The following is an 11256-nucleotide window of genomic DNA, read 5'->3' as shown; positions in this document are numbered from 1 at the left end:
GCGGCGTAGGCAGCCTCTCCCATCGTCATTACGAGCGCAGCGAAGCAATCCAGAGAGACGTACACCGCTCTGGATTGCTTCGCTACGCTCGCAATGACGATTTACGCCAAAGCCGCGTCCGCTCCCATCAGCGCCGGGAAGAACCCCTCATGCGCCGCGCGCAGCTCGGCCAGCGTCACTTGATGGTCGCTCTCGGGCAGTTCGAAGACGATGCGGTCCTTGATCGTGCGGCCGAGCGGGTCGACCGGCACGTCGGCGCGGTTCGCGGCATCGAGGAAGTCGGCGAGGCAGGTGTCGCAGACGGTGACCAGATACAGCCCCTGATCCTCGCCGAAGAAGCTTTCGGCGATGCCGAACGGTTGTTCCTCGCTGACCAGCACGCCGATGTCCGACTTCAGCGCCATTTCGGCGAGCGTCACCGCGACGCCGCCGTCCGACACGTCGTGGCAGGCGGTGATCCAGCCCGCATTGATTGCGTGGCGGATGAAATCGCCGGTGCGCTTTTCGGCGCGCAGGTCGACGGGCGGCGGCGGCCCTTCCTCGCGGCCGTGGATTTCGCGCAGCCATACCGACTGGCCGAGATGGCCAGCGCGTTCGCCGACCGCGAGCACGATGTCGCCGGTGCGCTTGAAGCCGATGCCGACCGCTTTGGTCAGGTCGTCGATCACCCCGACGCCGCCGATCGCGGGAGTCGGCAGGATCGCGCTGCCGCCGCCGGTCGCCTTGCTCTCGTTATAGAGGCTGACGTTGCCCGACACGATCGGATAGTCGAGCGCGCGGCACGCCTGGCCCATGCCGTCGAGGCAGCCCACGATCTGCCCCATGATCTCGGGCCGCTGCGGGTTGGCGAAATTGAGGCAGTTGGTGATCGCGAGCGGGGTCGCGCCGACCGCGCTGATGTTGCGCCACGTTTCGGCGACCGCCTGTTTGCCGCCCTCGACCGGGTCGGCATAGCAATAGCGCGGGGTGCAGTCGGTGCTCATCGCGAGCGCGCGGTTGGTGCCGTGGATGCGGACGAGCGCCGCGTCGCCGCCGGTCTGCACCGTGTCGGCGCCGACCTGGCTGTCGTACTGCTCCCAGATCCAGCGGCGGCTGGCGATGTCGGGCGAACCCATCAGCGTCCTGAGGTCGGCGGCGACGTCCTTTGTCTCGGGCACGTTCGTCAGCGGCGCGGGGCTGGGCGTCGGGACGTGCGGGCGGTCATAGAGCGGCGCGTCGTCGGCGAGCGGGGCGAGCGGGATGTCGCAGACGATCTCGCCCTTATGCTCCAGCACCATGCGGCCGGTGTCGGTGACGGTGCCGATCACGGCGAAGTCGAGTTCCCATTTGTGGAAGATCGCGGCGGCGAAATCCTCAGCGCCGGGCTTCAGGACCATCAGCATCCGTTCCTGCGATTCGGACAGCATCATCTCATAGGCCGTCATGCCGGTCTCGCGCTGCGGCACATCGTCCATCTTCAGGTGCAGCCCGACGCCGCCCTTCGACGCCATCTCGACCGAGGAGGAGGTCAGGCCCGCGGCGCCCATGTCCTGGATCGCGACGATCGCGTCCGACGCCATCAGTTCGAGGCACGCCTCGATCAGCAATTTTTCGGTGAAGGGATCGCCGACCTGCACGGTCGGGCGCTTTTCCTCGGCATCCTCGCCGAAATCGGCCGACGCCATCGTCGCGCCGTGGATGCCGTCGCGGCCGGTCTTCGACCCGACATAGACGATCGGATTGCCGACTCCGCTCGCGGCCGAATAGAAAATCCTGTCCTGCTCGGCGACGCCGACGGTCATCGCGTTGACGAGGATATTGCCGTCATAGGCCTTGTGGAAATTGACCTCGCCGCCGACCGTGGGCACGCCGACGCAATTGCCGTAGCCGCCGATGCCGTGGACGACGCCCGAGATGAGGTGCTTCATCTTCGGATGATCGGGCCGCCCGAAGCGCAGCGCGTTGAGGTTCGCGACCGGACGCGCGCCCATGGTGAACACGTCGCGGAGGATGCCGCCGACCCCGGTCGCCGCGCCCTGATAGGGTTCGATGTAGGACGGGTGGTTGTGGCTCTCCATCTTGAAGATGGCGGCGAGTTTCTTGCCGTCCGGGCCTTCGCCGATGTCGATGACGCCGGCATTCTCGCCGGGACCGCAGATCACCCAGGGGGCCTCGGTCGGCAGTTTTTTCAAATGGATGCGCGAGCTTTTATAGCTGCAATGCTCGGACCACATGACCGAGAAGATGCCGAGTTCGACGAGGTTCGGCTCGCGCCCGAGCGCGGCGAGGACGCGCTCATATTCTTCCGGCGAGAGGCCGTGGTCGGCGACGATCGCGGGGGTGATGACGGAGGCGGGCGCGGCTGCTGTCTGAGTCATGGCGCGCCTTTAGCCGCGCGCGCGCGATAGGAACAGACCCTTGATGGCTTTTATGCCCGGGATGGTGCGGTGACGGGTCGCCGGTTCGCCCCCGCCCACCATGCCGTGCCCGCCAGCACGGCATAGGCGGCGAGCATCGTCGCGGGGATCGCGAGCGAATAGACGGGCTCCTTCGGCCCGAACCAGTCGATCGTCTGCACCAGCGCGAGCAGCCCGGCGAGCACCCACAGCCGGATGGAGCCCGAGGGCGCCGCGGTGCGCCGCGCATAATAAAGCAGCGCGCCGAAGGTGAGCAGGATTTCCAGCGGCATTTCGGCCAGCGGATGATTCCAGAGGCCGAGCCCGAGCTTCGGCGGCGCGCCGAACAGGGTGAGGTCGGGAATATGGACGATCAGGTCGAGGAACCAGTGCGAAAGGACGACGATCGCGGCGCCGATCGCGGCCTCGCGCCGCCTGGTGCCGAACCCGACGAGCAGGCCGAAGGCGACCGCCCACAGCGCCGCGCCGAGCAGGCTGTGCGTATAGGGCATGTGGTGGAGGTCCATCGGGTTCATCGCGGTGATGCCGGGGACGATCCGCATCGCCTCGACCCCCGGGATCAGCAGCGCGGCGAAACCGATGTCGACGAGCTGTCCGGCGACGAACAAGGTGCCGAGCCCGGCCGCCTTCGGCCGCGTGGCGGCGATCAGGGCAGGGGCGAAATGGCCGATGAACATGGGGGCGATGCTATCGCGCCGCGCGGCGGCGTCAAGCCGGGACAGCGGCATGGAAAGGCGCGGCGTGATTTACCGCTCTTCGTCACCCCGGACTTGATCCGGGGTCCCGCTAGTCGCCGCCTGAAAGCGGGACCCCGGATCAAGTCCGGGGTGACGGGGGAGAAGAAATCGGCGCGACCTGACCGCACTTGACCGCGGGGGGGCGAAGGGGCCAAAGCAGGGGGCATGACGGACACCCCCGCACCGCAGATTTCCGCCCTGTCGTTCGAGGCCGCGATGGGCGAGCTCGAAACCATCGTCCGCCGGCTCGAAAGCGGCGACGTCAGCCTCGAGGAATCGGTCGCACTCTACGAACGCGGCCATGCGCTGCGCCAGCATTGTGAAGCGCGGCTCGCCGCCGCGCAGGCGCGGATCGAACAGGTCAGCCTGGGCGCCGACGGCCAGCCGGCGGGAACCACGCCCTTCGGCGAAAGCTGAGCCGGGTGGCTCTCGCCGACGGTGATACGACCCAGGCGGCGCATCTGCTGCCCGCCGCGCAGGAGGAGGTCGCCGCCGGGATCGATGCGCTGTTCGACCGGCTGCTCGCCGTCCCCGCCGACCCGCGCGCGCGCCTTTATGACGCGATGCGCCACGCCGCGATCGCGGGGGGCAAGCGGCTCCGCCCCTTGCTCGTCCGCGCCGCGGGCGATCTGTTCCACGTCGACCGCGCGTCCAGCCTGCGCGTCGGCGCGGCGGTCGAGGCGATGCATGTCTATTCGCTGATTCACGACGATCTGCCGTGCATGGACGATGACGACATGCGGCGCGGCAAGCCGACGGTTCACCGCGCCTATGACGAATCGACCGCGGTGCTCGCGGGCGATTCGCTCCACGCGCTCGCCTTCGAATGGCTGTGCGACCCCGCGACGCACGGCGACCCGTTCGTGCGTGCCGAGCTCTGCGGCGAGCTCGCGCGCGCCGCCGGACCGTCGGGCATGGCGGGCGGGCAGATGATGGACCTGGTCGCCGAGACCGCCGATTTCGACCTGCCGACCGTCACCCGGCTCCAGCAGCTCAAGACCGGCGCGCTGATCGGCTTTTCGGTCGAGGCAGGAGCGATCCTCGCGCGCGTTCCCGCCGAGGGGCGCCGGCCCCTGCGCGGCTATGCCCGCGATATCGGGCTCGCCTTCCAGATCGCCGACGACATATTGGACGTCGAGGGCGACGAGGCGCTGGCGGGCAAGGCGCTGCACAAGGACGATGCGGCGGGCAAGGCGACCTTCGTGACGCTGATGGGGCTCGACCGCGCGCGCGAACAGGCGCGGCTGCTCGTCGATCAGGCGATTGCGCATCTTGCCGGTTTCGGCGAAGAGGCGGCGCTGCTGCGCGCGATCGCGCGCTATGTGGTGGAAAGGGACCATTGATGCGGGTGGGGGTTTATCCGGGGACGTTCGATCCGATCACGCTCGGCCATATGGACATCATCCGGCGCGGCGCGAAGCTGGTCGACCGGCTGGTGATCGGAGTGACGACGAACATCACCAAATCGCCTTTGTTCGACGACGACGAGCGCATAGAGATGGTCAGGGCCGAGGTCGCGTCGATCGACGGCGATATCCGCGTCACCGGCTTCAACTCGCTGCTGATGGATTTCGCGGAGCGCGAAGGCGCCACCGTCATCGTGCGCGGGCTGCGCGCGGTCGCCGATTTCGAATATGAATATCAGATGGCGGGCATGAACCAGCAGCTCAACGACCGCATCGAGACGGTGTTCCTGATGGCCGACGTCGGCTTGCAGCCGATCGCCTCGCGCCTCGTCAAGGAAATCGCGATCTTCGGCGGCGACATCCGCAAGTTCGTGACCCCCGCGGTGCGCGATGCGGTGGTGGCGCGGATCGACGAACGCGGCGTTCGCCAGGGCGAAGCCTGACCCGGCGTATCATCCCAATCATTGAGCGTTCAGCTTTTTCCCGCTAGGTCGCGGCCTGCGGGGCGCATATTCAGATTCGACAAGAGGCCGATCCAGCATGAAACTTTCCTTCCGCCCCCTGATCCTGACGGCGATGGCGATCGGCCTCGCGGCGTCGGCCGCCGCGCAGGAGGTGCCCCCCGCGCCCGCGCCGCAAGGTAGCGAAGCCCCGCCGCCCGCGCCCGCGCCGGCCGAGCCCGCGCCGTCGCCGGTCGAGACGCCCGCTCCAGCGCCCGCTTCGACCGACGCCGCGCCTGCGGCCGAAGCGCCCGCGGTCCCGGCGATGACGCCCGACCAATATATCGGCAATCCCGAATATATGCTCGACCTCGACCTTTCGACGGGCGGGCGCGTCGTCGTCCAGCTCTATCCCAATGTCGCGCCGAACCATGTCGAGCGGCTGAAGCAACTGACCCGCGCCGGCTTCTACAACGGGATCAAGTTCCACCGCGTGATCGACGGCTTCATGGCGCAGACGGGCGACCCGACCGCGACCGGGCAGGGCGGATCGCAGCTTCCCGACCTCAAGGCCGAGTTCAACGACACGCCGCACCTGCGCGGCACGCTGTCGATGGCGCGCGCCGAAAGCCCTGACAGCGCGAACAGCCAGTTCTTCATCATGCTCCAGCCGCGCTTCAGCCTCGACCATCGCTACACCGCCTTCGGGCGCGTCGTGTCGGGGATGCAATATATCGACGCGATCCATAAGGGCGAGCCGCCCGCGGTGATGTCGCGCATCGTCCAGATGTCGGTCGCCGCCGACAACAAGCCGATGCCGCCCGCCTCGGCGCTGGTCGAGGATCAGCCGGTGGCGCCGCCCGCGGTCTCGGTCGACGAGCTCAACGCCCCGCTCAAGCGGTAACGCGCCAAGGGACGCGCTAATAGCCATGCGCGTCGACGCCTTCGATTTCGATCTGCCGCCCGAGCGTATCGCGCTCCGTCCCGCGCGCCCGCGCGATGCGGCGCGGATGCTCGTCGTCGAAGGAAGCTCCATAAGCGATCACGGCGTTCGCGACCTGCCTGCCTTGCTGCGCGCTGGCGATTGTCTCGTCTTCAACGACACCCGCGTCATCCCCGCGCAGCTCGAAGGCCGTCGCGGAGAGGCGAAGATCGGTGCTACCCTCCACAAGCGCATCGATCTCCGTCGCTGGCAGGCCTTCATCCGCAACGCGAAGCGGCTGCGCGTCGGCGAGACGGTCGATTTCGGTTCGGGGGTCGCGGCGGTCGCCGAACAGCGCCTCGCCGACGGCAGTTTCGTCCTTGCCTTTGCGGGCGACGAGCCGGTCGAACTGCTGCTCGAACGCGCGGGCACGATGCCGCTGCCGCCCTATATCGCGGGCAAGCGCGCGACCGACGACGCCGACCGCAGCGATTATCAGACGATGTTCGCCGAGAAGGACGGCGCCGTCGCGGCCCCCACGGCGGCGCTGCATTTCACCCCCGAACTTCTGGCCGCACTGGATGCGGCGGGCATCGCGACCGAGACGCTGACCCTCCACGTCGGCGCCGGCACCTTCCTGCCGGTCAAGGCCGATGACACCGACGATCATGTCATGCACGCCGAATGGGGTCGCATCGACGCCGCGACCGCCGACCGGCTGAATGCGGTGCGCGCGAAGGGCGGCCGGGTGATCGCCGTCGGCACCACCAGCCTCCGCCTGCTCGAAAGCGCGGCGCAGGACGCGGACCGCATCGCCCCGTTCGAGGGCGACACCGCGATCTTCATCACCCCCGGCTATCGTTTCAAGGCGATCGACGGGCTGATGACCAATTTCCATTTGCCGCGCTCGACGCTGTTCATGCTGGTCAGCGCGCTGATGGGGCTGGAGACGATGCAGGCCGCTTACGCCCACGCGATCGCGGGCGGCTATCGCTTCTACAGCTATGGCGACGCGAGCTTGCTGCTGCCGAAGGCGTAGACGTCCATCGCCAGCACGGCATAGGTCGTGCTGTCGTGGAGCCGTTTCGCCGCGAGGCCGTCCGCGTCGGCGCCCGCGCCCATCGCGACGAACAGCGGCAGGATATGGTCGGGCGTCGGATGATTGTCGCGGCCGTGCGGGGCGCGCTCGATCGCGTGGAGCACGTCGTCGATCGCGCCCGCCGCCAAGCGGTCCGCGATCCAGTCGGTGAAATCACTCACCCACGCCGGCGCGGGGGCGTCGATCGGCGGGCGGGTGGTGAAATAGGCGCGGAGGTTGTGCGTGATGCTCCCCGAACCGACGATCAGCACACCCTCGTCGCGCAAGGGCGCGAGCGCCTGTCCGAGCGCATAATGCCACTCGGGCGAAGCGTTCGAGGCGATCGAAAGCTGGACCACGGGAATGTCGGCAGCGGGATAGATCAGCGACAGCGGCACCCACGCGCCATGGTCGAGCCCGCGTTCGGGGTCGGCGGTGACGGTCAGGTCCTGCCCGGCGACGAGCGCGATGACGTGTTCGGCCAGCGCCGGGTCGCCCGGCGCGGGATAGCGCATCGCGAACAGTTCGTCGGGAAAACCCCCGAAATCGTGGATGGTCGGCGGCGCGGCCGAGGCGGTGACGGTCGCGCGGCCGCCCTCGAACGCTGCATCGTGATGCGCCGACACGACCAGGATCGCGCGCGGACGCGGCAGATCGGCACCCAGCCCGGCGAGGAAGGTCCGCGCCGGGCTGGGCTCGAGCGCCATCATTGGCGAGCCGTGCGAAACGAAAAGGCTCGGGAGACGGCGCATCGGATCAGGCGATCAGCTTCGCCGCGGTCCGCGCGACGCGCTCGCCCAGATAGCGCGCGCCGCCGAGGTCGGCCTCGCTCGGCTGGCGCGATCCGTCGCCGTTCGCGATCGTCGTCGCGCCATAGGGAGCGCCGCCCTTGACCTCGTCGACCCCCATCTGGCCAGCATAGCCATAGTCGAGTCCGACGATCGTCAGCCCGAAGTGGAGCAGGTTGGTGAGGATCGAGAAGAGCGTCGTCTCCTGCCCGCCGTGCTGCGTGGCCGAGGAAGTGAAGGCGGCGCCGACCTTGCCGGTCAGCTTGCCCTGCGCCCAGACGCCGCCGGCGGTGTCCCAGAAGCTCGCCATCTGGCCCGCCATGCGCCCAAAGCGCGTCGGGGTGCCGACGACGATCGCGTCGTAGTTCGCGAGTTCGTTCGGGTCGCTCAGCAGCGGGTGCGCGGTGTCGGTCTTGAAGCCCGCCGCCTGCGCCACGGCCGCCGGTGCGGTCTCGGCAACGCGGCGGATATCGACTTCGGCGCCCGCGGCGCGCGCGCCCTCGGCAACCGCGTCGGCCATCTGCTCGATATGACCATAGCTCGAATAATAGAGCACCAGAACCTTTGCCATCATGTCGTCCTTTCGTTGATGAAAACCGAAATGGGGTGGGCCGCCGCCGGGGGAGGGGGAAGGGCGGCGGCCCGGGGGAGAGGCTCAGAGGCTGTCGACCAGCACCAGTTCGGCGTCGTCGAGCGCCTCGACGGTGATCTTTCCGACATCGCGAAGCGCGATGCCGTCGCGGGGATCGGCGTCCGTGCCATTGACGCGGATGCGGCCCTTGGCGGCGACGAGGTAGGCATGGCGCCCGTCTTCGAGGTCGTAGGACACGCGCTCGCTGGCATTGACCGTTGCCGCCGCCACGCGGGCATTGGCACGGATCGGCAGCGCTTCATCGCCCTCGATCCCGCTCGCCAGCGTCACGAACTGACCCGAACGGTCGGCCTTGGGAAACTGGCGCGCGCCCCAGCCGGGGTTGCCGCCGTTCCGGTCGGGCATGATCCAGATCTGGAACAGCGTCGTTTCCTCATCCTCAAGGTTGAACTCGCTGTGCGTCACGCCCGTGCCGGCGCTCATCACCTGGACGTCGCCCGCCGCGGTGCGGCCGCTGTTGCCCATCGAATCGCGGTGCGTGATCGCGCCGCTGCGGACATAGGTGATGATTTCCATGTCGCGGTGCGGATGCGGGGGAAAGCCCGCCTGCGCCGCGATGGCATCGTCGTTCCAGACGCGCAGCGCGCCCCAGCCCATACGGCCCTCGTCATAATAGTTGGCGAACGAAAAATGATGACGGGCGTCGAGCCAGCCGTGGTTGGCGTGGCCCAGCGTGTCGAATTTGCGAATGTCGATCATCGGGCTTGTCCTTTCTCTTGCTGCCTCCGGGACTGCATGCCCGGCGGCGTTCATCTGTTGAGGACAAGATAGACGCTTGGATCGTTTCGAAAATAGCGTAGATGGAAAACCATTGTTTCTATTTTGGAGCTACAGCATGTGTAAGCCCCTCCCCTTCAGGGGAGCGGTTGGGGTGGGGGGGCATCGGCCTTGCGCAAGGTCTCTGGCCTCCACCCGCTGCGACTAGGCAGCACGCTGCCAAGTCTCGCTGCCCTCCCCTGAAGGGGAGGGCGTAAGGAGAGTGGAATGGCGCTTCCCGATTATGAAGGCTGGGCCTGTTTCGTCGCGGTCGCCGACGGCGGCAGCTTCACCGCCGCCGCCGCCGCGCTCGGCCTGTCGAAGGCGAGCGTGTCGAAAGCGGTGACGCGGCTCGAGGCGTCGCTCGGCATCACCTTGCTCCACCGCAGTTCGCGCGTCGTGACGCTGTCGACCGCGGGAACGGGACTGATCGACGAGGCGCGTGCGATGGTCGCGGCGGCGACCGCGGCGACCGAGGCGGCGCGCGGCGACCGGCTCGACCTTGCGGGTCCGATCCGCCTCGCGGCGCCGATGAGCTTCGGGATCAAGGTGCTTGGCCCGCCGCTCGCCGCCTTCCTCGACCGGCATCCGGCGGTCGAGATCGAGGTGCTGCTCAGCGACGCGCGCAACGATCCGGTCGCCGAGGGGATCGACCTGACCTTGCGGATTGCACCGCTTGCGGATTCGAGCCTGCTCGCGCGCACGATCGCGCCGGTCGCGGCGTCGGTGATCGCGAGCCCCGCCTATCTCGAAAAACATGGGGTGCCGAAGCATCCGCTCGACCTCGCCGGGCACCGGCTGATCGGTTACGGCCACCGCCAGCGCGCGACGCCGCTGCATTTCCACCGCAAGGGCGAGGAGGCGACCGTGCTGCCGACCGGCCCGTTGTTCGCGAACAACGGCGATATCATGGTGCCGCTCGTCGTCGCGGGTGGCGGGATCGCGGTGCTGCCCGACTTCATCGCGGCCGAGGAACTGGCGTCGGGGGCGGTGGTGCCGATCCTCACCGACTGGTCGCTGCCGCAGGCGCATCTCCATCTTCTGTCGCCGCCGTCGCGGCTGCGGCCGGCGCGCGTGCGCGCGCTTTCGGACTATCTCGTCGAGACGCTGAAGCCGTCCTGCACCGGCGCGCACGAACGATTTCTGGCGCAGCGCGAGGGATGAATGCGCCGGAGCGGCGGCGCGCGACCCATCGCGACTCGTGGATTTCCGCGGGTTAAATCAAAATTAACCTTTTCCCTTCATTGGTTTCATGGTTAATGTTCCGGCAGTCCTGCAACAGGGGCGCGTCGGCGACATCCAGCGAGGGTTGCGCGGACGGGTCGCGGGATCATCGTGGGAACAGAATCAAGGGGTGCCCAATGCGCGTACTGCTGATCGAGGACGAGCCGACGACCGCCAAGGCGATCGACACGATGCTCACCACCGAGGGCTTCAACGTCTATACGACCGATCTGGGCGAGGAAGGCCTCGATCTGGGCAAGCTCTATGATTACGACATCATTCTGCTCGACCTGAACCTGCCCGACATGCACGGCTATGACGTGCTCAAGAAGCTCCGCACCGCCAAGGTGCAGACGCCGGTGCTGATCCTGTCGGGCGTTTCGGAAATGGATTCGAAGGTGCGCTCGTTCGGCTTCGGCGCCGACGATTATGTCACCAAGCCCTTCCACCGCGACGAGCTGGTCGCCCGCATCCACGCGGTCGTCCGCCGCTCGAAGGGCCACAGCCAGAGCGTGATCAAGACCGGCAAGCTGGCGGTCAATCTCGACACAAAGACGGTCGAGGTCGACAGCGTCCGCGTCCATCTGACCGGCAAGGAATATCAGATGCTGGAGCTGCTTTCGCTCCGCAAGGGCACGACGCTGACCAAGGAAATGTTCCTCAACCACCTTTACGGCGGCATGGACGAGCCCGAACTCAAGATCATCGACGTCTTCATCTGCAAGCTGCGCAAGAAGCTCGCGCTTGCCTGCGGCGGCGAAAATTACATCGAGACGGTCTGGGGCCGCGGCTATGTGCTGCGCGACATCGACGACGACGGCAACGAAGTGCGCCGGGTCGCCTGACGCGCCAGCCAT

The 11256-nt window shown here is 67.7% G+C and carries 12 protein-coding genes; 7 read left to right on the top strand and 5 right to left on the bottom strand.

The window, feature by feature from the left end:
- Positions 1 to 101: 101 nt before the first annotated feature.
- Entirely contained in the window at positions 102 to 2357 is a 2256-nt protein-coding gene (gene purL / locus OJI97_RS04190; RefSeq protein ID WP_297661418.1) for a phosphoribosylformylglycinamidine synthase subunit PurL, read from the bottom strand.
- Between the two features lie 50 nt (positions 2358 to 2407).
- The gene (locus OJI97_RS04185; RefSeq protein WP_297661416.1) at positions 2408 to 3073 is read right to left on the bottom strand and encodes a hypothetical protein; all 666 of its coding nucleotides are present in this window, start codon (positions 3071 to 3073) and stop codon (positions 2408 to 2410) included.
- Between the two features lie 225 nt (positions 3074 to 3298).
- On the opposite strand from OJI97_RS04185, the gene OJI97_RS04180 reads away from it, so the two are divergent.
- The 5 genes from OJI97_RS04180 to queA all read left to right on the top strand — a co-directional run bounded on the left by OJI97_RS04180 (position 3299) and on the right by queA (position 6940).
- Positions 3299 to 3550 carry an exodeoxyribonuclease VII small subunit gene (locus OJI97_RS04180; RefSeq protein ID WP_297661414.1) on the top strand — a complete coding sequence of 84 codons (252 nt, stop codon included), beginning with the start codon at positions 3299 to 3301 and terminating at the stop codon, positions 3548 to 3550.
- Between the two features lie 44 nt (positions 3551 to 3594).
- Positions 3595 to 4476 (top strand): polyprenyl synthetase family protein, encoded by an 882-nt coding sequence (locus OJI97_RS04175; RefSeq protein ID WP_297661423.1) that lies wholly within the window; start codon positions 3595 to 3597, stop codon positions 4474 to 4476.
- Complete coding sequence (gene coaD, locus OJI97_RS04170; protein WP_297661412.1) at positions 4476 to 4982, top strand: pantetheine-phosphate adenylyltransferase; 507 nt, start codon at positions 4476 to 4478, stop codon at positions 4980 to 4982. The genes OJI97_RS04175 and coaD overlap by 1 nt, the downstream gene beginning before the upstream one ends.
- Before the next feature lie 97 nt (positions 4983 to 5079).
- Complete coding sequence (locus OJI97_RS04165; protein WP_297661410.1) at positions 5080 to 5883, top strand: peptidylprolyl isomerase; 804 nt, start codon at positions 5080 to 5082, stop codon at positions 5881 to 5883.
- Positions 5884 to 5908: 25 nt separating this feature from the next.
- Positions 5909 to 6940, top strand: a complete 1032-nt coding sequence (gene queA / locus OJI97_RS04160; protein ID WP_297661408.1) for a tRNA preQ1(34) S-adenosylmethionine ribosyltransferase-isomerase QueA — start codon at positions 5909 to 5911, stop codon at positions 6938 to 6940.
- Here the strand turns inward: queA and OJI97_RS04155 are convergent.
- From OJI97_RS04155 to OJI97_RS04145, 3 genes are all read right to left on the bottom strand, one after another.
- The gene (locus tag OJI97_RS04155; protein WP_297661406.1) at positions 6904 to 7689 is read right to left on the bottom strand and encodes a class III extradiol ring-cleavage dioxygenase; all 786 of its coding nucleotides are present in this window, start codon (positions 7687 to 7689) and stop codon (positions 6904 to 6906) included. The genes queA and OJI97_RS04155 overlap by 37 nt on opposite strands.
- Positions 7690 to 7735: 46 nt before the next feature.
- Positions 7736 to 8338: an NAD(P)H:quinone oxidoreductase gene (wrbA, locus tag OJI97_RS04150; RefSeq protein WP_297661404.1), complete on the bottom strand. Its 603-nt coding sequence runs from the start codon at positions 8336 to 8338 to the stop codon at positions 7736 to 7738.
- An 84-nt stretch (positions 8339 to 8422) separates the two neighbouring features.
- Entirely contained in the window at positions 8423 to 9118 is a 696-nt protein-coding gene (locus OJI97_RS04145; RefSeq protein ID WP_297661402.1) for a pirin family protein, read from the bottom strand.
- A gap of 285 nt (positions 9119 to 9403) precedes the next feature.
- On the opposite strand from OJI97_RS04145, the gene OJI97_RS04140 reads away from it, so the two are divergent.
- Both OJI97_RS04140 and ctrA read left to right on the top strand, forming a co-directional pair.
- On the top strand, positions 9404 to 10339 hold the full coding sequence (locus OJI97_RS04140; RefSeq protein WP_297661401.1) for a LysR family transcriptional regulator: 936 nt from the start codon (positions 9404 to 9406) through the stop codon (positions 10337 to 10339).
- A 197-nt stretch (positions 10340 to 10536) separates the two neighbouring features.
- A complete protein-coding gene (ctrA, locus tag OJI97_RS04135) occupies positions 10537 to 11244 on the top strand; it encodes a response regulator transcription factor CtrA (protein ID WP_297661399.1) in 708 nt (235 codons plus the stop codon).
- Positions 11245 to 11256: the final 12 nt, after the last annotated feature.

The sequence above is a fragment of the Sphingopyxis sp. genome, from assembly GCF_025869345.1.
Classification (GTDB): Bacteria; Pseudomonadota; Alphaproteobacteria; order Sphingomonadales; family Sphingomonadaceae; genus Sphingopyxis.
Note: the sequence above shows the minus strand (reverse complement) of the source record. Positions and strands in the feature narration are given on the sequence as shown.